This is a genomic window from Mycobacterium sp. 1245801.1 (assembly GCF_001673055.1).
Taxonomy (GTDB): domain Bacteria; phylum Actinomycetota; class Actinomycetes; order Mycobacteriales; family Mycobacteriaceae; genus Mycobacterium; species Mycobacterium europaeum_A.
In genome coordinates this window covers 1-22,080 of the sequence record NZ_LZKY01000217.1, presented here as the reverse complement: position 1 = coordinate 22,080, position 22,080 = coordinate 1, and the positions used below count along the sequence as shown (strand labels likewise).

Genomic DNA, 22,080 nt, shown 5'->3' with positions numbered 1-22,080 from the left:
GTCATTTCACGCAGGGAATGCCGTCGGCGGTCATGCGGGAGAGGTTGGTAACGGCGGGTTGCTGCGTACCGGCGCCGGTAGCGGGCACGGTGGTGACCGGTGCCGCTGCCGTCGTCGTCGATTCCGACGTGGAACGATGGGTCTGGTCGAACCGGGAGAAATCGGTCCCGACGGTCAGCCGCACCGTGTTGAGGGCGACGCTGTCGGATGCGGTCGCCGTTATGTCGTACTGGTCGGCGAGCTCGGTGGCCGCCACCTTCGCGCCGACCCCATAGGTGATGGTGCTGGTCTCGGTGGTGGAGTCGGCCGTGCTCACCTTGCCCTGGCTGAATTTCCCAGTCGCCAAGAGCATTTGGACAGTTGCGGCCTCACCCTGGCGTCCCGAGGCATTGACGACGTCGAGGACGACGCTGCCCGCGGTGCTCTGCGCGTCGCCGTCCGGTTGCGCCGCCGTGGTGGGGCTGGTGGTCGAGGGTGCGGTAGACGAATCGGCGCCCACCAGGTTGTGTGCGATGGATCGGACGGTGGATGTGTCGATGAAGTTCACATAGGCGCCATCTGAGAGTTGACCGAAGCCGGTGACCGGCAGCGTGTACAGCTCCACCGGCCTATTGGGGTATGTCAACGCATTTCGCACGAAATCGTCGAAGTCGAAGCCGGCGTCCACGGCGACGTTCTGCTTGGCGACGTCCAACAGGGCGCGCAGCCGGCTGGGGTCCGACAGCGCCCCGCCGCGGCGCAGCGCGCTGAGAACCGAGACGATGAAGGCCTGCTGGCGCCGGCTTCGATCGAGGTCGGTGAACGCCGCATCGTTGGGGTCGCGGCGTTGTCGAACGAAGGCCATTGCCTGGCCTGCGCTGATCTGTTGCATGCCCTTATGAAAGTCCGCGCCGGAATAGTAGCGGTCCGACGTGTCCTCGTTGAGGCACACCGTGATTGGTTCCACCACCCGGGCGATTTGGAAGAATCCGGCCAAGGTGACTTCGATGAAGTGGTCGATCGGGATCTGCAAAAGGCTTTTGACGGTGCTGATCTCGGCTTTGCGGCCCGCCTCCCGTGCGGCCTGTTCCTTCGCGGTGGCGTCTTGACCTTGAGTCGGGGTCGGACTCGATTGCGAGCCGGCGGAGGTGCGGCCGGTCATCACCCGTTGGTAGGCGTAGCTGTAGGCCTCCTTGATCTTGCCGCGGCAGTCCGAGGTGGGGCATCCGGCCAGATCGACATAATCGTCGCGGGGGATTGAGATCGCCGTGGCCGCAGCGTCGCCGGCGGGCAGGTGCACGACGATGAGCGCGTCGGAATCCCCGTCGGCGGAGTCCTCGTTGCCCGCGTGCAGCGCGTCATAGATGTCGGGTGGAAGCGGCCTGCCATGCTGGTCGCGCCGGCTGTCCAGACCCATGATCAGAATGTTCTGATCACTTCCGGTCGATGCCGGTTCACCGGCCAGCGCCTCGGATTTGGTGATGCCCGCCGACGCGCTGCGATACGCGTGCCAAGCGATGCCGATGACCGCGACCACCACCAGGGAGATCAACGCGGCCAGCATCTTGGCACCGGCCACGATTCTGTGGTTGCGGTGCAGGCGATTCCGGGGCTCGGCCGTCGCTGAATCCGATGCTTCTTCGCCGGGCGGCCCCGCTCGACGCGTCATGACAGGACTGAGAATAGCCAGGTAGCGGCGCTTCAAACCGCGGTTTGCGCGGATTGAGAGGTCGGCATCGGGTGGCGCGGCTACGGTGTTACTGCGGCCCGAACTCAATCTCCAAGAGCCGCAACGGATGCAGCCCGTCGACGTTGCCGACGAACGGCGGGTGGATGCTGTAGCCGAGCATCCGGCGGATGTCATCGGAAACGGTTCGCGCGATATCTCGCGACACCGACAAGGTGAAGGCCTCCATCGGGCGCAGCCAGGGTTGGCAGTACTGCGCGGTGACGGCGAGGCGCTCACCGTCGGTGTTGTTCGCGCCGCCGCCGTGCCACAGCGTGCCCACGAAGAAGACGCACGAGCCGGCGGGCATGACGACCGGTAAAGCCTCATCGCCGGGAGCGGGCCGGCGCTTGCCCCAGCGATGGCTGCCGGGGTAGAGGACCGTGGCGCCGTTGTCGGCGGTGAAGTCGTCGATCGCCCAGATCGTCGCGGCGGCCAACGGTGCGCGGGGGCGCGGAATCGGGTAGAAGCCGTCGTCGTGGTGCGCCAGCTGTGCGGCCTCACCGGGCTGAATGTTGATGGCCTGCAACGCCGAAAGCAGGTAGTTGGGCATCAGCAAGCGGTCGAGCACCGCCAGCACCCGGGGATCATCGACAAGTCGATCGCACACCCGGGTCCTACTCAGCACGCTGTAGATGCGCTGGGTGCGCAGGCCCTCGAACGAGTTGCGTCCGGTGTGCCCGAGCCACGGCCGCACCACCTCGCGGATCTGCGAGCACTGCTCGGCGCTGATCAGGTTCTCCCAGATGACGTAGCCGTCGCGGTCCAGGGCCGCCATGTCCGCCTCGACAATCGCGTTGTCGACCGAACTTCCGCCGGTCGGCGTGCGCTTGTACCGCTGCGCCAGATCGCCCCGCAGATCCTCCAGCGTGGTGACGGATTCGTCGTCGATGCTCATCGGTGCTCGTCCTTAGTCCACTGGCACTTCTGCCCACACTAAGCCGATTTCGCCTCGGTCCACACCCCGAATCGCCGACTCGTCAGCCCCGAAGGCCGGTGATGAAGCGTTGCACGCTACGGGTCAGCGACCGCGGAACGTGGTCGGGATCCATCAGGTCGTTCTCGGCCAGCGGACCCGCCTCGTTGGCCACGGTGCGCTCGGTGAATGGCCGCAACGTCTTGCCCTCTCCGCGAAGCGCCTCGATCGCCTTGAAAACCGACTGGTGTTCGCCGATCGCCTCTGTCAACTCGCCCACCGAAACACCGAGGTGCTCGGCCACCAATTCGTCCCGGAACGAAGAGATTTCGCGGCGCAGCTCGTCGTGTCGCGGATCATCCGGCCGCGCCTCGATGGCCACGTCGCACTCGCTGTCGAAGCCCATGGACCGGTTGTTGAAATTCGACGAGCCGATACGCAACAGCCGATCGTCGACCACCAACACCTTCGAGTGCACGTAGATCGGTCCGTCGCCGTCGGTCACCGGCCAGTAGATGCCCAACCGGTCATGCTCGTCGGCTTCCCACAGCAGCCGGATGAGGCGGTGCCGTGCGCTGTCCATGGTTCCGCGCTCGAGAGGGTTGTTGCCCCTACGGGCCAGCACGATGACGACGTCGGGACCGTCGTCTTCGGCCAGCCGCGCGGCCAGCGCCTCGACGATGGTCCGGGAAGCCAGATACTGGTTCTCGACATAGATGGTGTGGCGTGCCGCCGCGATCGCCGCCAGGTTGAGCGCCTCGACCTCCCGCACTTCGGGGCGATCTAGCAGCTCCGGCACGGTGCGGGCGATTCCGACGTCCACGTTGTGCAGGCTCGGCCGCAGCTTGGCGGGCCAGGCGCTGTGCTTGGCCTCGACCTGGCTCAGCGATTGTTTCGTCGCGGTCTCCCAGCGCGCCAGCGCCTGCTCGCCCAGCGCCCGCGCCGCCGCGCCGTCAACCGCCAGCCCGACGTCGTGCCGCGGCCCATAGCCGCGTCCCGCCGTGCGCCGATGGCGATTGTCGTGCTCATGCGCACGGGTGTCCCACCGTTCCAGGGTGAGATCGATGCCGGCGCAGAAGGCCACGGCGTCGTCGATGACGACGATCTTCTGATGGTGCACGGAGCCGATCGGGTGTGCGCCGTCGATGGCGAAGTGCAGTCGCCTGCTGCTGATCTGGTTGAGCAGCGACACCGGGGTGAGGGCGAACCACAGCCCATCGAAGGCCGGCAGCAGACGAAGATTGGACTTCAGTACATAGATGTCCAGGCCGGGGCGTTTCCACACCATCCAATAAAGGAACGCGCCCAACTGATTTGGCCCGGGAAGGGTTTTCTCGCCCCGCTCGAACGTCACCCGCGAGTCGAAATCCCAGCCGATCAGCACGATTCGATGGCGGGCGCGCAACATGGCCGCCTTGACGTGCTTGAAGTAGTCGGCCGCGTCGATGATGGGGGCAAACTGGTCGGCACGCGCCACGCGCCAGCAGGTCTGGCCGGGAATCAGAAGTCGATCGTCGTGCATGCCGGGGCTCTCAACGAGGTTGATAGGGCAGCGCGGACATAGCCACTGTGTACCACATCGGAGGCGGCTGTCAGGATTGCTGCGCAACCGCCGCCCGACCGCTCGACTTGCACCTTCACCGCGGTTATGCGGGGTCGGAGGGCCTCGGCAGGACAATGGCGCCGATCTATATGAGGATGAAGCGATGCGAATGCTGGTAGTGCTTGCGGGCTCCGCCGCCCTGGTCGGCGCGGCCGCGCCCGCCTACGCCGACCCGGTCGGGACTTCGGGACCTGATGCGAGCTTCATCGCCGCGCTCAACCAGGCGGGCATCACCTATCGGGATCCGGCCGCCGCCGTCGGGGTGGGCAAAAGGGCGTGTGAGCTGATGGACCAGGGCAGTCCCCAGGTGGACGTCATCAAGAGCGTGTCGTCGAGCAATCCCGGGTTCACGGTCGACGGCGCCGCGCAGTTCACCATGATCGCGGCGAGCGCCTACTGCCCGCAGCACCTGGGTCAACGCGTGAACCAGGCGCCGCCGGCGCAGCCGGCGCCGGTCGTCGACCTTCCGCCGCTCACCCCAGGCGCCGCCTAGCGGTCGGCTCGGCCGCTATCACGTTATGCAGCAACGGGTTTCGCCCTTACGCCGCGGCCTCGAGGGTGAGCAAGATGCGTTTGGCTTCCACGCCCCCGAGATAGCCGCCCAGCGCGCCGTCGCTGCGCACCACGCGGTGGCAGGGGACCACGACCGGTAGCGGGTTGGTGGCACAGGCACTGCCGACGGCGCGAACGGCGTTGGGGTTGCCCGCCAGCCTGGCCACCGCGGCGTAGCTCGCGGTGTGGCCGTAGCCGATCTCGGGCAGATGGCGAAGCACCGTGTTGCGGAATCCGACCGAGAGCCGCCAGTCCAGCGGCACACTGAATTCTTGGCGCTTGGCGGCGAAATACTCGTCGAGTTGCCTGGCGGCCGTGTCGAGACGGGCCGGCGCGAGCAGGATGCGTGGGCTGATTCTGTCGGCGAGGCTCTGCAGGACGGTGTCGTGGCCCTCGCTGGCGTAGGCGACGCGGACCAGGCCGTGCTCGGTAGCCGCGATGAGCAGGGCGCCGACCGGGCTGTCGACGACACGGTAGGCGATGTCGAGGATGCCTTGGTGTTCGGCGGACGTGGCTAGCCGGGCGTGCAGCGCGTCGAGATCGCCGGCGGTGGCGTCGGTGATCCGCGCCAGCTCGTGGGCCATCACTCGTTCGTTGCTCATCGGTGTTCTCCTGTCCCGGTGGTGGCGATGCCGGGGTACGTGCGCCTGAGGGTGGCGATGCCGTCGGCGGCGGCGCGCCGGGCGGCGTCGGGGCTGCCGCCGAGGATGGCGGCGATCTCGGCGTAGGGCAGGCCGGCCAGATAGTGGTAGGCCACGGCCTGCTTCTGTTTGGCCGGCAGCCTGTCCAGCGCGTCGGCGAGGTCGTCGTCCCTGCCGGGGTCCGCCGGGCCGGCGGTCTCGGGAACCTGATCGGTGGGCACCGCGCGCCGCGCCCGGGCCCGGGTGACGTCGATGGCTTTGCGGTGTGCGATGGTGACCAGCCAGGCCTCGACGTTGGCGTCGGCGGGCAGGTCGGGGTAGCTGCGCAACGCGGATAAGAACGTCTCCGACCAGGCGTCGTCGGCGTCGACCGGCCCCACGATGGCACGGCACACCCGCAACACCGCGGGACCGTGGTCGACCACCACCGCCTCGAAGGGGCGTTTGGCTGTCACGCTGTGTAGACGCTTGGGCCGGGAGTTCTGTGAGATGCCCTTAGTGTGGGCTACACCGACTGGAAGCTGCGCTCCACCTCGGAGCGGCTGCGAACCTGATCGCTGCCGAGGACGTAGGTCGGCAGGGTGTGTGGGACGGCGGTGCCGCCCTTGACCCTGGCCTGGGCCTGCCGAAACTCCGGGGCCGGGCCGGATGCGGCGTTGATCCCGTTGATGATCGACCACACCGCGGTGCGACGGGCGGTGCGCTCGATGATGTTGCAGTCGCGGTGCTGCAGCAGCTGCTTGGCCCACTTCGGCATGGTGTCACGGATGGCCCAGTCGACGGCCGCCTGCGGCATGGGAACGTTGGGGCCGGTACCCATCGCTTTGCCATGTGTGACAGCCAGTTTCGGCAAGTAGGACTCGAGACACTCGAGCGTTTCGGCCTTGGTGGCCGGCAGATCGGTGCCGCCCAGGGCGTGTCCGACCCGGACGAACTCGCCGTAGTATCGGTCGAGTTGCTTGCCGCGCAAGGGCATTGGGTGATAAAGCTCGTGTGCGGTGGCCAGGCCCCAGACCACCGTTGCATAGTTCCACCGCAGCCACTCGGGGTCGTCGGCGTCGTAGCGGGCGCCGTCGGGGCGCGTGCCCTTGATGGTGTGGTGCATCGCGCGCACCGATTTCGCCAGTCGCTCAGCGGTTTCCGTCGACCCGTATGCCGTGCCGATGAAGAAGGCCACCGAGTGGCCGAGGCGCGTCGCTGCGCCTTCCGGATCGATGTGGGGCACATGCGAAACCGGGTTCCCGTTGCTGTCCCGCTTGATCAGCCGCGAGTGATGCATCCCCATCCAATAGATCGACGGGTCCAGGGTCTCCATGAAGGCGGCGCATTGCAGGCCGAAGATCAGGGCGGGCAGGTGCGAATGCACCCGCCACACGGCGCTGTCGGGACCGAACCAGCCCGGATCGCCGACGGGTGCGGCGAACTCCATGCCACGAAAGAAGTACCGCCGCATGTTGTCGTCCAACTTTTTGTTGATCAGCTGCCCGACGATCTGGTGTGGCAGAAACACGGCGCGCTCCTCGGCAGTTCTGGTCACGACTGTAACCAGAATAAGTTTTGGCTACGAGTGTGACAAGACCGAAGCCCACTCGACTTACGCTGTAGGAATGTCGAGTCCCACCCGGTGGGCCGGTATACCGCTCAAGGACCGCCGCGCCGAGCGTCGTGCGCTGCTGGTCGAGGCCGCCTATCGCCTGTTCGGCAACGGCGGCGAGGCGGCCGTCTCGGTGCGCTCGGTATGCCGGGAATGCGGGCTGAACACGCGGTACTTCTACGAAAGCTTCGGTGACACCGACGAACTGCTCGGCGCGGTCTACGACCGGGTGAGCGAGCAGCTGACCGAGGTGATCGCGGCCGCCATCGAGGAGGCGGGGGACTCGTTGGGGGCCCGAACCCGCGCCGGCATCGCGGCGGTGCTGGGCTTCTCGTCGGCCGATCCGCGGCGCGGTCGCGTGTTGTTCACCGATGCCCGCACGAATCCCGTGCTGGCCGCGCGCCGTCGCGCGACGCAGGACATGCTGCGCCAGGGCGTGCTGACCGAGGGCTGGCGGCTCAATCCGGATTCCGATCCGGTGGCCGCGGAGGTGGCCGCCGCCCTGTACACGGGTGCCATGGCCGAGCTTGCTCAGCAGTGGCTCGCCGGGCATCTGGGCAGTGATCTCGACGCCGTCGTCGACTACGCTCTCAAACTGGTGCTTCGGTAGCTGGGAGTCTCATGGGCGGAATCGATCATGCGATGGCCCCGGTCCGACGCATCCTCGGGCACAAGGTCAGCGTCGGCGCGCTGATCGAACTGGCGGTGTGGCTGACCATTCCGTATTTGTGTATTGGGTTCGCGTGGACCGTCTTTCATCCCGAGCAGACCCAGCGAATCCAGGCACGGATCGAAGCCGTGTCGCCCACCGGCGCGGACGCCATAGCCTTCGGGGCGGCCACGGTGCTGTGGCCGGCGTCGTTGCAGATCGCCGATTCCTGCCCCGCACCGTGAGCGACGTGCGGACGCAATGCGTGCACGACGGGACGGTTTGCTCCTAGGCTCTGTGAACATGTCAATCGACCGGTTCGGCCTTCTTGCAGGCACCATCCGCCTCGCCTCTGGCGTTTCATTCCTCGTCGATCCCTTACGGGCGAACAAGCTATGGGGCGACCCGGAAGAGCCGACGCCGACCGCGCAATTGTTGTTGCGCTCGATGGGTTATCGCGACGCATTGATCGGTGTGCTGCTCGCCGCGGCGGCGCTGCGCGGTAAGAACACGCGCGGCTGGTTTCTGGCGTCCGCCGGCGCCGACGTGGCCGACCTGGTCGGCGGGCTGAGCGTGCACGGCGAGCTGAAGCCCTCCCAACAGATCATCGGCCTGGGCGGCGCCGCCGTCGGCGTCGCCACCGGCCTCTGGGGTGCGGTACGCCCGAGCCGCCGTCCGGCCAACCGCGCGGTGACCGAACCGCCAGCGCCCTGAGCTGACATACCCGGGCGAATCATTAATTTTTTGCTGCCCTAGAACGGAATGCACTCGGTACGCTCAGTGCGTGCCGGAGACGGCGTATGCAAACAGCGGTGGTCTCAGCCTCGCGTACCAGGTGTTTGGTGACGGGCCGATCGAACTTGTCTTCGCTGGCTCGTTCGCCAGCCATGTCGAGCTGTACTGGGCGATGCCGGAGTTCCAGGCCTTCATGGAGCGGCTGGCCACCTTCTGCCGAGTGATCCTCTTCGACAAGGCGGGCGTCGGGTTGTCGGACCCGGTGCCGCGGGTCCGCACCCTGGACGATCGGGCCGCCGAGATCGAGGCCGTCATGGACGCCGCGGGCTTCCAGCGGGCCGCCCTGCTGGGCGTGAGCGAGGGCGGCCCGGCCGCCATGTTGTTCGCCGCGACGCGACCGGAAAGGACCAGGGCGCTGATCCTCACCGGCACGGCGGCATACCTTCCCAGCCAGGGATGGGACGACCTCGATCTTGATCCGGCCGAACTGCGGGCACGCTGCATAGCCGAGCTCGGCGAGGAGTACACCCCGTCCGAAGAACAGATCAGCGGCTTTCAGAGGTTCGGCCGGGCGGTGTTGTCGGCGTGGGGAAGTGGCGAGGCCCTCAAATGTCTGCTGCCCTCCGTCCGGTCCTCTCGGCAGCTGGGCATGCTGGAGCGGATGTGCGCGAGCCCCGGAATGGCGCGGGCCACACTCGAAGCGGCGTTCCAGATCGATGTGCGGCCGATCTTGCCGACGCTGACCATGCCCACGCTGGTCGTGCACGCCACCCGGGACCCCGGCGTCCCGGTGCAGGCGGGGCGGTACCTCACCGCACACATTCCCAACGCGCGGATGGTCGAACTCGACGGCACCGATCACGCGCCGTGGTTCACCGATCCCGACAAGATCGCCACCGAGATCGAGGAGCTTCTCACCGGCAGCCACGCCACTCCGCCGCCGTCGAACCGCGCCCTGCGCACAGTGCTGTTCACCGACATCGTTTCCTCGACCGAACGCGTGGCGGCGACCGGCGACGAGCGATGGCGCGCGATCCTGCAGCGCTTCGGCGAGATCACCGCAGAGGCCGCGCGACGATACGGCGGCACCGTGGTCAAGAGCACCGGCGACGGCTACCTCATCACTTTCGACGCGCCCACCCAGGGCATCCGCTGCGCCGAGAACCTGCGCGACGGTGTCGAGAGACTGGGCGTCGAGATTCGCATCGGCATCCACACTGGCGAGTGCGAACTCATGGACACCGACATCGGTGGCATCGCCGTGCACATCGCGGCCCGGATCCTCGGTCAAGCCGGTGGTGGGGAAATCCTGGTGTCGCGCACGGTTCGTGACCTGGTGGTCGGCTCCGGGATCGGTTTCCGGGAGCGCGGTCTCGTTGAGTTGCGCGGTGTACCGGGCGAGTGGGAGCTGGTCGCCGTCGACCGCCACGGCACCGGCATAGCGTCGCGGGAAGCGCAGTTGGCCGCGGCACCCACGCCCGGCCCACGGACCTCGATGCGTCGATCGGACCGGGCGGTGGCGGTGCTGGCCCGGCGCACCCCCTGGATCCTGCGCGGAATGGCGCGTCTGGCCCCGATCACCGACGGCGGCCAACTGGCCGCCGGAACGACGTCGCGCTGACAGCCGCGCGGCGATGCGGTTGACTAAGCGTCATGGGTTTCGGTGTGCTGACTTTCGTTACCGACGACGGCATTGGTCCCGTCGATCTGGGCAAGGCGCTCGAGCAGCGCGGGTTTGAATCGCTCTTCCTCGCCGAGCACTCACACATCCCGGTCGACGCGAAGACTCCGTACCCGAGCGGTGGGCCGATCCCGCCGAAGTACTACCGCACCCTGGATCCGTTCGTGGCGCTGACCGCCGCGGCGGTCGCCACCGAACGACTCGTGGTGGGCACCGGCATCGCGCTGGTGCCCCAGCGCGACCCGATCCACGCGGCCAAAGAGGTGGCATCGCTCGATCTGGTGTCGCAGGGCCGGTTTCGGTTCGGTGTGGGCGTCGGCTGGTTGCGCGAGGAAATCGCCAATCACGGTGTGGATCCCGCGGTTCGCGGGCGTGTGGTGGACGAGCGGCTCGAAGCGATGATCGAGATCTGGACCCACGAAAAGGCGGAATTCCACGGCGAATTCGTGAACTTCGACCCGATCTACAGCTGGCCCAAGCCGGTGCAGCGGCCCTATCCGCCGCTTTATCTTGGCGGCGGGCCGGCGGGCTTCAAGCGCATCGCCCGGCTGAACGCGGGGTGGCTGTCGATGACACCATCGGCGAAGGAGCTGTCGGCTCCGCTCGAGCAGTTGCGCGAGGTGGCCGGCCAGGACGTGCCGGTGATCCACTTCCACGGTGGCGAACCGACGGCGGAGAACCTCGAGGCTTATCGCGATCTGGGAGTGACACACCTGTTGGTGGACCTGCCAACGGAGCCTCGCGATCAGACGCTGCGACGCCTGGACGGGCTGCAGGCCGAGCTCGCCAAGCTATCGTAAACTCAAGTCCCGCAGAAGGTTTGGTACTTCCCGAAGTCCTCGGGGGCGGGGGTGGCGTAGCGTTCCAGACCCGGCCGTTCGGCATAGGGCTGCGTCACCGCTGCGAGCAGTTGTTCCAACGGGCCGAGCTCGCCGGCCGTCGCGGCGGTGAGGGCCTCCTCGACCAGGTGGTTGCGCGGAATGTAGATCGGGTTGGTGCGATCCATCGCATCGGCGTCGGGACCCAGCGCCCGCCACCGCGTCAGCCAGGCGTCGAAACCGGCGAGGTCGGCGAACAACCCGCGGACGGGTTCGGCGCCTGACTTGGCTTCTGTGCGCGCGGCCTCGCTGAGCCGGCGGAAGAACGAGGTGTAGTCGACGTGATTCTGCTTGAGCAGCAGGAGCAATTCCTCCGCCAACACCGTGGCGAATTCGGCGTCGATGTCGGCGGGCAAACCGAGCTTGGCGCGCATCCCGGAGGACCACACCGCGTCGTAGCGGGTTTGGAAGATCCCGAACGACCGCTCGGCGAGCGCGATCGCCTGCTCGGTGTTGTCCGAGAACAGTGGCAGCAGCGTCTCGGCGAACCGGGCGAGGTTCCATCCGGCGATCACGGGTTGATTGCCGTAGGCATAGCGGCCCCAAAAGTCGATCGAACTGAAGACGGTGTCGGGGTCGTAGGCCTCCATGAAGGCGCACGGTCCGTAGTCGATCGTTTCGCCCGAGATGGTCGTGTTGTCGGTGTTCATCACCCCGTGGACGAACCCGATCAGCATCCATTGGGCGATCAGCGATGCCTGGACGGCGACCACGGCTTCGAACAGGGCGAGGTAGGGATTCTCGGCCCCGGCGGCAGCGGGGTGGTGGCGGCCGATCGCGTGGTCGGCGAGGCGGCGCAGCAGGTCGTGGTTGCCGGTGGCCGCGGCGAATTGGAAGCTGCCGACGCGCAGATGGCTGCTTGCCACTCGGGTGAGTACCGCCCCCGGCAGCGTTTCTTCGCGATGGACCGGACGCCCGGTGGCCACCACCGCCAGCGACCGCGTCGTGGGCACTCCCAGGGCATGCATCGCCTCGCTGACGATGTATTCGCGCAGCATCGGCCCCACCGCCGCCAGCCCGTCACCGCCGCGGGCGAACGGGGTGGCTCCGGAGCCCTTGAGGTGGACATCGCGTAGCCGTCCGTCACCGTCGACCAGTTCGCCGAGCAACAGCGCACGCCCGTCGCCCAACCGCGGAACAAAGCCGCCGAACTGATGCCCGGCGTAGGCCTGGGCTACCGGAGTGGCGCGGTCGGGCACCAGGTTGCCTGCCAAGAAGCGCAGCCCTTCGGCGCCGCGCAGCCAGCCGGGGTCGAGGCCCAGTGTGGCGGCGAGCGGCTCATTGAGCACCAGCAGCCGCAACTCGGGGAACGTCTCCGCCTGCCAGCGGACCGCCATCTCCGGCAGCTCGCGGAAGAACCGATCCTGAAGCGCGACGGTGGTATCCGGGGCAACGCTCATCTCATCGAGCCTACGGAAAACCCGGGTGCTCTATCCGAGCGCTTTCCCGATCAGGTCACGGGCACGGTCGAGCATGGATGCGAACGGCCCGAGCGCGAAGTTGAGCTTCGCCGACTCCACGCCCGGGTGCGGACGCGTCGGGGCGATGGCCTCGGCCGCACGTACCGCCGCGCCCATCCGCTTGAGATCGTCGGGGTCCACTTCGCGTTCCAGCACGGGGAATTCGTCGTTCTCCTCCTGCCGGGCATGCTCGAGGACGGCCTCGCGCAGCTTGCGGAGTTCGTCGATGAATTCCTGGGAGGTGATATCGAGCTTCTCCACTTGCGAGAGCAGCTCCTTGGCTTCGTGCTCTTCCTTGAGACGGGCATCGACGATGGCGTCGCCGGCGTCGTCCTCCCGCCGCACCCGCGGATGCACGACCATTTCCTCGGCCGTTTCGTGGACGGCCAGCAACTGGCGCAAGGCCGCAAACGGCTCTTCACGCGCTTTCGGGTCCGTGGCGTGCAGCACCTGATCGAACATGTCCTCGATGAGGTTGTGCTGGGCTTTCAGGAACGCGACGACTTCGTCGGGTGACTGAATGATCATCTCGGCCATCGCCGTACCTCCTGTGAGGAGAGAGTGGGAAACGCACGTTGGGCTGTGTGCGGCTTGATCCAGGGCATACCCGCTGCACAAGCCGCCAAACGGCGCCTCACCGTGCGCGACGCACGCCGGCACTCGACCGTCAGCTGAAATAGCTTGCGGCACAGGGTGTTTGTGCGCGGCTCCCCAGATCCCCGTCAACCGCGCGGACGTCCGACGGGGATCTGGGAAGCGCGGGTTAGTTAGACGCCGCGGTCGCGGGTGGTGGCCGGCCCGACGCCGGTGCCGGCGGGCGTGTCCTTGCGGCGCATCAGTCCGGCGAGTCCGCCCAGGCCCAATAGGCCAGCCAGGCCCCACAGCCCGGTCTTGTCGCTGTGCTGGTCATTGTTGTTGTTGCTGTCCGCCAACGTCGTCGTCGTGGAGGAGGGCGCCGGAGCACTGGAGGCATTGGCGACACCCGCGCCACCGAACAACAGCGCTCCGGTGGCTGAAACGATTGCAATGGTCTTACGCATTTCTACTCCTAGTGAGTTTGCTGATCGAGCCATAACGACTGATCGACACGCATTTCGGGACCAGGATGCTCTAGTCTCCGCATGACACGACGCACGACCGATGGCCGCAACGTAGCGAGGTGTGGGCTACCCCGGCAAACCACGCCGAAACTCGACGCCAGACCTTTTTCGTTTGCTGGCCACCGCCGCAGCGATTGGCGGGCCGGTCGGACGCCAACCAAAAAAGCGAGATGTGTCACACGTCCGCCGCAGATGTTGAGCGCCCCCCGGCGAATGGGTAGCCGCAGAAACAAGGCGCTCTCGTGCCGATCCAAGTAATCAACGCAGGAGGCGAAATCTTCATGACTTCATCGGACAAGACCACAGTGCTTGCGCAGCTGCGCGCACTGCACCAGCTGACCAACACCGAAATCCAGGTCGCCGAAACCCGCATCGCGCAGGCACGCACCGAGGCGGTGCAACGGGAGCTGACGCAGAACGCCTCGAACGGGCGTGAGCGATCGGAGGCCATCGAGAAGGCGATCCGGGACCTCGGTGGCGTCCCCGACGTGGTCGGCCCGTTCCTGGGCCGCGCCGCGGCCGCGGTCAAGGCCTTGACCGAGCAGGCCCAACCTTTCGATGAGGCGCTTTTGGGTGATCTGGCGCTGGAAAACCAGCTGCTGGACCGCTCGCGCTACCTCAAGGCGCTGGCCGTCGCCGCCGAGCTCCCCGACATCGAAAGCCTGGCGACGCGGCTGATCACTGCGCACTCGGCCACCGTCGCCTGGCTGACGACCGTCCTTGCCGAGGACGCCCTCGGCGGTCCGGCCGCGCTGCGGCGCACGCCATTGCAGGCGGCGACCGGGACCGCGGTGAAACTGTTCAACCTGCCCGTTGAGTGGTCGACCCGCGGAATCGACCGCGCCGCCGACGCACTGCGTTCGGCGCGGCCGGCGATCAATGACCTGGTAGGCAGGGGCGCCCACGCCGGTGATGTGGCGACGAAAGCGCTCGCCGCGTCGCGTAATGCCGCGCTCGAGGCGGCCGAGAAGGTCACTCGCAACGAGGGCGCCCGGCAGACCGCCGATGCCCTGCACTCGGCGCGCGCCGCGGTGGGTGTCCTCGACGCCGACGAGCTGCCCATCGCCAACTACGACGAGCTCAACGTCAACGAGGCGGCGGCCGCGGTCAAGGAGCTCACCAGCCCGAGCGACGTGCGGGCGATCATCGCCTACGAGGAGGCGAACAAGAATCGCCAGCGGGTCGTCTCAGCTGCCCAAACGCGCGTCGCGGCCATTGCGCAAGAGGTCGTGGGCATCAACTAGTTCGAACATCCGATCAGGTGGCACGGCCGCCCGGCCCGAGTTCTCGCTCGGTCGGGCGGCCGAGCCGTCTGCGATATCGCTACGGTTGGGGAATGTACGAGCAGGTCAACAGCAGCGCGCCGGACTCCGACGACGTCATCGGTTTCCGCATCGACCCCGTGTTGGCCCGGAGTTGGCTGCTGGTCAACGGTGCGCACGACGACCGGTTTCAGGCCGCGGCGCACTCGCGCGCCGACATCGTCGTGCTCGACATCGAGGACGCGGTCGCTCCCAAGGACAAGCACGCCGCCCGCGACAACGTGGTGCGCTGGTTGAACGCCGGGAACACCGACTGGGTGCGCATCAACGGCTTCGGCACCCCGTGGTGGGCGGACGACCTCGCCGCCCTGGCCGCCACTCCGGTCGGCGGGGTGATGCTGGCGATGGTCGAATCGGTGGACCACGTCACCGAGACGGCGCAACGGTTGCCCAACGTGCCGATCGTCGCGCTGGTGGAAACGGCCCGCGGCCTGGAGCGCATCACCGAGATCGCCGCGGCGAAGGGAACCTTCCGACTCGCCTTCGGCATCGGCGACTTCCGCCGCGACACGGGGTTCGGTGAAGACCCGGGCACGTTGGCGTATGCCCGGTCGCGATTCACGATCGCGGCCAAGGCGGCCAGCCTGCCCAGCGCCATCGACGGGCCCACGATCGGCTCCAACGCTTTGAAGCTGATCGAGGCCACGGCGGTTTCCGTGGAGTTCGGGATGACCGGCAAGATCTGCTTGACCCCGGACCAATGCGCCGTTGTGAACGAGGGCCTGTCACCCTCACACGACGAAATCTCGTGGGCTAAAGAGTTTTTCGCTGAGTTCGAGCGTGACGGGGGAGAGATCCGCAACGGCTCCGACCTCCCGCGCATCGCCCGGGCGACCAAGATTCTCGAGCTCGCCCGGGCGTACGGCATCGAATCGTCGGAATTCGACGACGAAGAACGGGACCATTCGCCGGCGCCGTCGGACACCTATCACTACTGAGCGCTATGCGGCGTGTCGCGCGAGCGCGACACCGACGCGGATCTCCAGCTTGCTGACGGTGATCGTGGGCCCACGCGCCGGGGCCGCCGACCGGTAGGTTTTGCCGGTCGGTGTCGTGACAAGCGCGGTGTGCGTATGGTTTTCGTCAACACCGGTGCTAACCTTCCACGCCGCGTTCTCCTTGACGTAGTTGCAGCGCTCGCACAGGCCCAGGCCATTGTCTGCGGTGGTGAGGCCGCCGTCGGCCCACGGCTGTGCGTGGTCGCGATGCCGGATCGGCGCGTCGCAGTAGGGCGTGCGGCAGCGTTGATCGCGCAACCCGATGAACGCGGCGAGTGCGCGCGGGAAAAGTCGTGCCCGTGATTCCATGGCCACCAGTGCCCCCGCTCGGGGATGCGTGTAGAGCCTGCGCAGGGTCGCTCGCGAACGATCGTCGGTGGCGGCCTGTGCGACCATGCTCCGCGCGACCGCGGCGGGAATGGGACCGTAGCCGCAGACGTCGGCCGGTGCATTGCCGCCGCCGAGCAGCGTTTCGTCGGACAGCACCAGGTTGACCGCGATCGGCGTAGGGACCGTCGCGCAGCGCCCGGTGACTCGTTCCACCAGCGTATCCGCCATCACCTGCCCGCGCGGCCGCCCGTCGCCGCGGGTGTCAGCTTCACGGCGCAGCGCCGCGTACACCGAAACCCCTTGGGCCACCGGCAATAACGCGGTGAGATAGGTCATCGTGTACGGCGCCGGCCGAATGGTGACCGTCCGGTCATTCGCGGCCTTGGCCGCCCGCTCGACGACGGCGTGCGGATCGAGCCGGTAGGCGATCGCCTTCGCGGTCGCGGCCACGCGCGCATCGCCCATGCCGGTCAGACTCGTCGGGTCGGCACACATTTCGGCGTCCAGGGCGCGGCGGTCCTCGACGTCCAGGCATGCGCTTTCGCGCACGATCAACGTGGCCCGCCACTCGGACAAGACCCCACTCTCCAGCGCCGCCAGCGTATGTGGCATCTCGTACACCAGAGCCTTGGCGAAGCCCAGGTGCCGGCCGCCTCGCGCGGGTGCGTCCCGTCGCGCCAGCGCGACCTCGCCGGCCACGCCGCGGCCGCGGCGCGCCGCGGGCACCGCGGCGGCCGCTTCGGCGGCCCGACGCGTCGCATCCAGGGCCGCCGCCGCTCGGGCCTGGCCCGCTGCCGCCGCAGACTTGATCGACTCCAAGTCGGCGATGCGCTCGATCAGCGCCGCTTCGTCGGCAGCCGGGTCGACCGCCGCCAATTCTTCGAACATATATTCGGTTATAAACGGCCCACCGACAAGCGCCCATCGCTACGCTGAACGGATGAGCGCCAGAAGGCGCATCCAGGTGGCGCGGGTCTACGACGAAGTCAGCCCCGGCGAGGGGCAGCGGGTTCTGGTCGATCGGGTCTGGCCGCGGGGAGTGCGCAAGGACGATCCGCGAGTGGGCATGTGGTGCAAGGACGTCGCGCCGTCGAAGGACCTGCGCGAGTGGTATCACCACGACGCGGACCGGTTCGACGAATTCGCGGCACGCTACAAGGAGGAGCTGCACGGCAATGCCGCCCTGCAGGAGTTGCGCGCGCTTGCCAAGCAGGGCCCGGTCACGCTGGTGACGGCGACCCGCGACCTGGACATCAGCCAGGCGGCCGTCCTGGCGAAGCTGCTCAAGCCGCGCTGAGTCCAGTGATGAGTGACGCCCAGCCCATCCTTCCGCGGGAACTGACCGATCTTCCCGAGGCGATCAGCAGCGTCCCGCCGCCGCCCATCCCGGACCTCCCCGAGCCCTACGGTCTGCGCGTCGTCGACCCGGACGCCGACGCCGCAATGATCGCGGAGTGGATGAGCCGGCCCCATCTGGTGCAGGCCTGGGAGTCCAACTGGCCGGTGCAGCGCTGGCATCGGTATCTGCAGGCGCAATTGGAAGGCGCGTTTTCGCGTCCCTTCATCGCCACCCTGGACGGGGTCGATCGCGCGTATATCGAATTATACAGGGCGGCAAAGGATTCCATCGCCCGACGGTATGAGCACGACCCGCACGATCTGGGATTGCACGTCGCGGTCGCCGATCTGGACCACATCGAGCGCGGCCACGTCAGCTACCTGCTGCCTTACCTGGTGGTCAGCATCCTCACCCTCGATCCGCGATGTCGCCGCATCATGTTCGATCCCGACCATCGCAACGTGTTGGCGCGCAAGTTCTGTGAGCGCAGCGGTTGCACATTCCTCGGTGAGCATCAGATGTCGAATCGGCGGATGGCGCTGTACGTGCTGCCCCGCACTCCAGAGGACGTCCCGCGTCAGCGCGATACCTGAACAGCCATCAAAGCTGCTGTGCCAGCTGCTGTCCGATGAAGGCCGCCGCCTCACCCAGCGCGACGCTGACGACGATGTTGGCCAGTGCCGCGCGGAGTTGGCGTTCTTCGCCGAGCCGCTGCGTTTCCAGCATCCAGGTCGAAAACGTGGTGTAGGCGCCGACGAAGGCGGTGCCCGCCAGCAGGGCCGCCTCCTTGTTCAACGCCAGGCCACCGAGAAAGCCCAAAAGCGCTGCGCCGCTGACATTCACGCATAGCGTACCGAACGGAAACGGCCGAGACACCCGCCGCGCCACCGTGCGGTCGACGACGAAACGCAGGACCGACCCGATGCCGCCGATCAGCGCGACGCCGACCCAGACCAGAGCCGTCGTCACGGTGGCGGCCGTCATCGGCGCACCGGAACCCGGCGCACCAACTTGGTGGCAAGGTGCACCGCCAGCAGGCCCAGCACGATGCTGGTGACCGTGTAAGAGACGGCCAGCGTCCAATGACCGTGCTCGATCATCCGCAGCGTCTCGACCTGCATTGTCGAGAAAGTGGTTAAACCGCCGCACAATCCGGTGCCGAGCAGGGGCCGCCGATAGCTTGACGTCGGCAACCGCTCCAGCAGCCGGGTGGTGAAGTAACCCACCAGGAAGGCCCCGACGATGTTGACCGCGAACGTGGCCCAGGGCCAACTCGCCGGATCGCCGCCGGCCAGCGTGCTCAGCGCGGCACGGGCCACCGACCCCAGCGCACCACCGGCGAACACCGCGGCCAATTCGCGATAGTCCCGTTGAGCCACTGGCGTCGGTTCCCTTCGTTTGCCGGTGCGCTACGCAGCGTATGGCCGAAGTCCAGACCGGCGCAGCCCGGGGGGACGCGGACACGGGCAGAATTGACAACCATGGTCGCCAACCCTCGCGCCGGACAGCCGGCCCAGCCCGAAGATCTCGTCGATCTGCCCCACCTGGTGACGGCGTATTACTCGATCGCGCCCGACCCCGGTGACGTCGCCCAGCAGGTGGCGTTCGGCACGTCGGGCCATCGCGGCTCGGCACTGGGCGGAGCGTTCAACGAGGCGCATATCTTGGCGATCACGCAGGCCATCGTCGAATACCGCGCCGCGCACGGCGTGACGGGTCCGCTGTTCATCGGCCGGGACACGCACGGGCTTTCCGAGCCGGCCTGGGTGTCGGCGCTGGAGGTGCTGGCCGCCAATGAGGTGGTGGCCGTCGTCGACAGCAGGGACCGCTACACGCCCACGCCGGCGATCAGCCATGCCATCCTCACCTACAACCGGGAGCGCACCGACGCGCTGGCCGACGGGATCGTGGTCACGCCGTCGCACAACCCGCCCGCGGACGGCGGCTTCAAATACAACCCGCCCAACGGCGGACCGGCCGATACCGACGCCACCAACGCAATCGCCAAGCGCGCCAACGAGATCCTGCGCGACGGGTCGGGGGTCAAGCGCGTTCCGCTGGCCCGCGCGCTCCAGTCCGTGCAGCGCCACGACTACCTCGGCAACTATGTCGATGACCTGCCCAACGTGGTCGACCTCGATGCCATCCGCGAGGCGGGGGTGCGCATCGGTGCCGACCCGCTGGGCGGGGCCAGCGTCGACTATTGGGGCGAGATCGCCCAGCGGCATCGCCTGGACCTGACCGTGGTCAATCCGCTGGTCGACGCGACCTGGCGGTTCATGACCCTCGACCACGACGGCAAGATCCGGATGGACTGCAGCTCGCCGGACGCGATGGCGAGCCTCATCGCCAACCGCGATCGGTATCAGATCGCCACCGGCAACGACGCGGACTCCGACCGCCATGGCATCGTCACGCCCGATGGGGGTCTGCTGAACCCGAACCACTACCTCGCGGTGGCCATCGAATACCTCTACACCCGGCGGCCGTCGTGGCCGGGCGGTATCGCCGTCGGCAAGACCGCCGTCAGTTCGTCCATGATCGACCGGGTGGTCGCCGGGCTCGGCCGCAAGCTGATCGAGGTGCCGGTCGGATTCAAGTGGTTCGTCGACGGCCTGATCGAGGGGACCATCGGCTTCGGCGGCGAGGAGTCGGCCGGGGCGTCGTTCCTGCGGCGGGACGGCTCCGTGTGGACCACCGACAAGGACGGCATCATTCTGGCGCTGCTGGCGTCCGAGATTCTCGCGGTCACCGGGCTGAGTCCGTCGCAGCGCTACCAGCAGCTGGCCGGCGAGTACGGCACGCCCTACTACGCGCGCGTCGACGCGCCCGCCGATCGCGACCAGAAGGCGCGGCTGTCGAAGCTCTCCGCCGACCAGGTGACCGCGACCGAATTGGCGGGGGAGCCGATCACCGCGAAGCTGACCGCGGCGCCCGGCAATGGCGCACCATTGGGCGGATTGAAGGTGACGACGGCCAATGCGTGGTTTGCCGCGCGCCCGTCGGGCACCGAGGACGTGTACAAGATTTACGCGGAATCCTTCAAGGGGCCGCAGCATTTGGCCCAGGTGCAGGAGACCGCGCGCGAGGTGGTTAATAAAGTCATTGGGTGACCTTTTCCCTCCGTCGTGCCCGCCCGGGGGGACGTGCATCCCGTTCTAGCCGGCTGCCGCGCGAAGTCTGGATCCTGAGCTGGGCGAATATCATGATCGCCCTGGGCTACGGCGTGATCTCGCCGGCGCTGCCGACCTTTGCGCGCACGTTCGGGGTGAGCATCAAGGCGGTGACTTTCTTGGTCACCGTCTTTTCATTGAGCAGGTTGTGTTTCGCGCCGATCAGTGGACTGCTCACCGAACGCTTGGGCGAGCGGCGGATCTACATCGGCGGTTTGCTGATCGTGGCGGTGTCCACCGCCGCGTGTGCCTTTTCCCAGGCCTACTGGCAGTTAATGCTTTGCCGGGTTTTCAGCGGCATCGGGTCGACGATGTTTTACGTCTCGGCGCTGGGGCTGATGATCCACATCAGCCCTCCCGATGCGCGCGGCCGGATCGCCGGGCTGTTCACCACCTCGTTCATGGTGGGCGCGGTCGGCGGCCCGGCGGTGGGCGGCCTGGCGGCGGGTTGGGGGTTGACCGCTCCGTTCGTGGTCTACGGCGTCGCCATGCTGGCCGTCGCGGTGGTGCTGTTCTACAGCCTGCGGAACTCGGCGCTGGCTGCGCCGCCACCCCCGACGCGATCCACGGTGACGCTGCGCGAGGCGCTGCGGGTGCGCGCGTACCGCTCGGCGTTGCTGTCGAATTTCGCGACCGGCTGGTCCGCGTTCGGCCTACGGGTCGCGCTGGTGCCGCTGTTCATCTCCGATGTAATGGGCCGGGGCATCGGCATCATCGGCGTGGTGCTCGCGGCGTTCGCGGGTGGAAACGCGCTGGCGGTCATCCCCAGCGGCTACCTGTCGGACCGGATGGGGCGGCGCACCCTGTTGATCATCGGGCTGGTGACGTCCGGGGCGGCGACCGTCTGGTTGGGTTTCGTCTCGTCGTTGCCGGTGTTCATGGTGGCGGCGGGCGTGGTCGGGGCGATGACGGGGATCTATATGTCACCGTTGCAGGCCGCCGTCGCCGACATCCTGGGCAATGAGGCGCGGGCGGGTCTTCCGGTGGCGACGGTGCAGATGATGTCGGACCTGGGCGCGATTGTCGGGTCGATGGCGGTCGGTTGGGCCGCCGAGCAGTTCAGCTACATGTGGGGTTTCGTCATCAGCGGGGTCGTCCTGCTGATCGCCGCGATCGGCTGGGTGGTGGCGCCGGAGACCCGCACGGCGGCGGATCTCGAGGCCGATCTGCTGGCCTCCGAGGCGGACGTGGAGCCGGTCTGAGCAGCAACTTTGATGGACGGTTACCGGTGGTGTAGCTTCGATGGGCACGACTTCTCGGGGCTATGGCGCAGCTGGTAGCGCACCACACTGGCAGTGTGGGGGTCAGGGGTTCGAGTCCCCTTAGCTCCACCAAATTGTTTGCTGATTATCGATCGTTATAGCTGGGTATCCAGCAAACCGTGCGTTGCATCCACGTCGTCGC

The 22,080-nt window shown here is 67.4% G+C and carries 24 protein-coding genes and 1 tRNA gene; 13 read left to right on the top strand and 12 right to left on the bottom strand.

What is annotated here, in order from left to right; all coding sequences use genetic code 11:
• Position 1 precedes the first annotated feature (1 nt).
• The 3 genes from A5622_RS13995 to A5622_RS13985 all read right to left on the bottom strand — a co-directional run bounded on the left by A5622_RS13995 (position 2) and on the right by A5622_RS13985 (position 4,143).
• Positions 2–1,543, bottom strand: a complete 1,542-nt coding sequence (locus A5622_RS13995) for an LCP family protein (protein ID WP_066879277.1) — start codon at positions 1,541–1,543, stop codon at positions 2–4.
• A 193-nt stretch (positions 1,544–1,736) separates the two neighbouring features.
• On the bottom strand, positions 1,737–2,603 hold the full coding sequence (locus A5622_RS13990; RefSeq protein WP_066864964.1) for a phytanoyl-CoA dioxygenase family protein: 867 nt from the start codon (positions 2,601–2,603) through the stop codon (positions 1,737–1,739).
• A gap of 82 nt (positions 2,604–2,685) precedes the next feature.
• Entirely contained in the window at positions 2,686–4,143 is a 1,458-nt protein-coding gene (locus tag A5622_RS13985) for a phospholipase D-like domain-containing protein (RefSeq protein ID WP_066879155.1), read from the bottom strand.
• Between the two features lie 184 nt (positions 4,144–4,327).
• Here A5622_RS13985 and A5622_RS13980 point away from each other — a divergent pair, with 184 nt between their 5' ends.
• The gene (locus A5622_RS13980) at positions 4,328–4,717 is read left to right on the top strand and encodes a DUF732 domain-containing protein (RefSeq protein ID WP_066864956.1); all 390 of its coding nucleotides are present in this window, start codon (positions 4,328–4,330) and stop codon (positions 4,715–4,717) included.
• A gap of 46 nt (positions 4,718–4,763) precedes the next feature.
• Here A5622_RS13980 and A5622_RS13975 read toward each other — a convergent pair whose 3' ends face one another.
• From A5622_RS13975 to A5622_RS13965, 3 genes are read right to left on the bottom strand one after another with little or no spacing between them, the layout of a single operon-like run.
• Complete coding sequence (locus tag A5622_RS13975) at positions 4,764–5,360, bottom strand: methylated-DNA--[protein]-cysteine S-methyltransferase (RefSeq protein WP_066879274.1); 597 nt, start codon at positions 5,358–5,360, stop codon at positions 4,764–4,766.
• 14 nt (positions 5,361–5,374) lie between these two features.
• Positions 5,375–5,872: an RNA polymerase sigma factor gene (locus tag A5622_RS13970; RefSeq protein ID WP_066879151.1), complete on the bottom strand. Its 498-nt coding sequence runs from the start codon at positions 5,870–5,872 to the stop codon at positions 5,375–5,377.
• A gap of 50 nt (positions 5,873–5,922) precedes the next feature.
• Positions 5,923–6,927, bottom strand: a complete 1,005-nt coding sequence (locus tag A5622_RS13965; protein WP_066879271.1) for an oxygenase MpaB family protein — start codon at positions 6,925–6,927, stop codon at positions 5,923–5,925.
• Between the two features lie 97 nt (positions 6,928–7,024).
• Here A5622_RS13965 and A5622_RS13960 point away from each other — a divergent pair, with 97 nt between their 5' ends.
• The 5 genes from A5622_RS13960 to A5622_RS13940 all read left to right on the top strand — a co-directional run bounded on the left by A5622_RS13960 (position 7,025) and on the right by A5622_RS13940 (position 10,876).
• Positions 7,025–7,621 carry a TetR/AcrR family transcriptional regulator gene (locus tag A5622_RS13960; RefSeq protein ID WP_066864946.1) on the top strand — a complete coding sequence of 199 codons (597 nt, stop codon included), beginning with the start codon at positions 7,025–7,027 and terminating at the stop codon, positions 7,619–7,621.
• 11 nt (positions 7,622–7,632) lie between these two features.
• Positions 7,633–7,905: a hypothetical protein gene (locus A5622_RS13955; protein ID WP_066864943.1), complete on the top strand. Its 273-nt coding sequence runs from the start codon at positions 7,633–7,635 to the stop codon at positions 7,903–7,905.
• Positions 7,906–7,963: 58 nt separating this feature from the next.
• On the top strand, positions 7,964–8,374 hold the full coding sequence (locus A5622_RS13950) for a DUF4267 domain-containing protein (RefSeq protein ID WP_066865234.1): 411 nt from the start codon (positions 7,964–7,966) through the stop codon (positions 8,372–8,374).
• Positions 8,375–8,444: 70 nt separating this feature from the next.
• Entirely contained in the window at positions 8,445–10,016 is a 1,572-nt protein-coding gene (locus A5622_RS13945; protein WP_066879149.1) for an adenylate/guanylate cyclase domain-containing protein, read from the top strand.
• A 32-nt stretch (positions 10,017–10,048) separates the two neighbouring features.
• On the top strand, positions 10,049–10,876 hold the full coding sequence (locus A5622_RS13940; RefSeq protein ID WP_066864936.1) for an LLM class F420-dependent oxidoreductase: 828 nt from the start codon (positions 10,049–10,051) through the stop codon (positions 10,874–10,876).
• A gap of 2 nt (positions 10,877–10,878) precedes the next feature.
• On the opposite strand, the gene A5622_RS13935 is transcribed toward A5622_RS13940, so the two are convergent.
• From A5622_RS13935 to A5622_RS13925, 3 genes are all read right to left on the bottom strand, one after another.
• A complete protein-coding gene (locus A5622_RS13935; protein WP_066879146.1) occupies positions 10,879–12,354 on the bottom strand; it encodes a YdiU family protein in 1,476 nt (491 codons plus the stop codon).
• A 30-nt stretch (positions 12,355–12,384) separates the two neighbouring features.
• Entirely contained in the window at positions 12,385–12,951 is a 567-nt protein-coding gene (locus A5622_RS13930; RefSeq protein ID WP_066864929.1) for a hemerythrin domain-containing protein, read from the bottom strand.
• A gap of 230 nt (positions 12,952–13,181) precedes the next feature.
• On the bottom strand, positions 13,182–13,454 hold the full coding sequence (locus tag A5622_RS13925; protein WP_066864926.1) for a WGxxGxxG family protein: 273 nt from the start codon (positions 13,452–13,454) through the stop codon (positions 13,182–13,184).
• A gap of 341 nt (positions 13,455–13,795) precedes the next feature.
• Between A5622_RS13925 and A5622_RS13920 the strand changes: the two genes are divergently transcribed.
• Both A5622_RS13920 and A5622_RS13915 read left to right on the top strand, forming a co-directional pair.
• Positions 13,796–14,758 (top strand): hypothetical protein, encoded by a 963-nt coding sequence (locus A5622_RS13920; RefSeq protein ID WP_066879144.1) that lies wholly within the window; start codon positions 13,796–13,798, stop codon positions 14,756–14,758.
• Between the two features lie 92 nt (positions 14,759–14,850).
• The gene (locus tag A5622_RS13915) at positions 14,851–15,774 is read left to right on the top strand and encodes a CoA ester lyase (protein ID WP_066864920.1); all 924 of its coding nucleotides are present in this window, start codon (positions 14,851–14,853) and stop codon (positions 15,772–15,774) included.
• Between the two features lie 3 nt (positions 15,775–15,777).
• Here A5622_RS13915 and A5622_RS13910 read toward each other — a convergent pair whose 3' ends face one another.
• Positions 15,778–17,052: an HNH endonuclease signature motif containing protein gene (locus A5622_RS13910; RefSeq protein ID WP_066879140.1), complete on the bottom strand. Its 1,275-nt coding sequence runs from the start codon at positions 17,050–17,052 to the stop codon at positions 15,778–15,780.
• Positions 17,053–17,104: 52 nt separating this feature from the next.
• On the opposite strand from A5622_RS13910, the gene A5622_RS13905 reads away from it, so the two are divergent.
• Together A5622_RS13905 and A5622_RS13900 are read left to right on the top strand one after the other, a co-directional pair.
• On the top strand, positions 17,105–17,461 hold the full coding sequence (locus tag A5622_RS13905; protein WP_066879137.1) for a DUF488 domain-containing protein: 357 nt from the start codon (positions 17,105–17,107) through the stop codon (positions 17,459–17,461).
• A gap of 8 nt (positions 17,462–17,469) precedes the next feature.
• A complete protein-coding gene (locus tag A5622_RS13900) occupies positions 17,470–18,096 on the top strand; it encodes a GNAT family N-acetyltransferase (RefSeq protein WP_066879134.1) in 627 nt (208 codons plus the stop codon).
• Between the two features lie 7 nt (positions 18,097–18,103).
• Here the strand turns inward: A5622_RS13900 and crcB (A5622_RS13895) are convergent, their stop codons facing one another.
• Together crcB (A5622_RS13895) and crcB (A5622_RS13890) are read right to left on the bottom strand one after the other, a co-directional pair.
• Positions 18,104–18,487 (bottom strand): fluoride efflux transporter CrcB, encoded by a 384-nt coding sequence (crcB, locus tag A5622_RS13895; RefSeq protein WP_066879131.1) that lies wholly within the window; start codon positions 18,485–18,487, stop codon positions 18,104–18,106.
• A complete protein-coding gene (gene crcB, locus A5622_RS13890) occupies positions 18,484–18,882 on the bottom strand; it encodes a fluoride efflux transporter CrcB (protein WP_066879128.1) in 399 nt (132 codons plus the stop codon). The genes crcB (A5622_RS13895) and crcB (A5622_RS13890) overlap by 4 nt, the downstream gene beginning before the upstream one ends.
• Before the next feature lie 102 nt (positions 18,883–18,984).
• On the opposite strand from crcB (A5622_RS13890), the gene pgm reads away from it, so the two are divergent.
• The 3 genes from pgm to A5622_RS13875 all read left to right on the top strand — a co-directional run bounded on the left by pgm (position 18,985) and on the right by A5622_RS13875 (position 22,010).
• Positions 18,985–20,616, top strand: coding sequence for a phosphoglucomutase (alpha-D-glucose-1,6-bisphosphate-dependent) (gene pgm / locus A5622_RS13885; protein WP_066879125.1), 1,632 nt, complete (start codon positions 18,985–18,987; stop codon positions 20,614–20,616).
• 53 nt (positions 20,617–20,669) lie between these two features.
• On the top strand, positions 20,670–21,878 hold the full coding sequence (locus tag A5622_RS13880; RefSeq protein ID WP_232002976.1) for an MFS transporter: 1,209 nt from the start codon (positions 20,670–20,672) through the stop codon (positions 21,876–21,878).
• A gap of 56 nt (positions 21,879–21,934) precedes the next feature.
• A tRNA-Ala gene (locus tag A5622_RS13875) sits at positions 21,935–22,010 on the top strand.
• Positions 22,011–22,080: the final 70 nt, after the last annotated feature.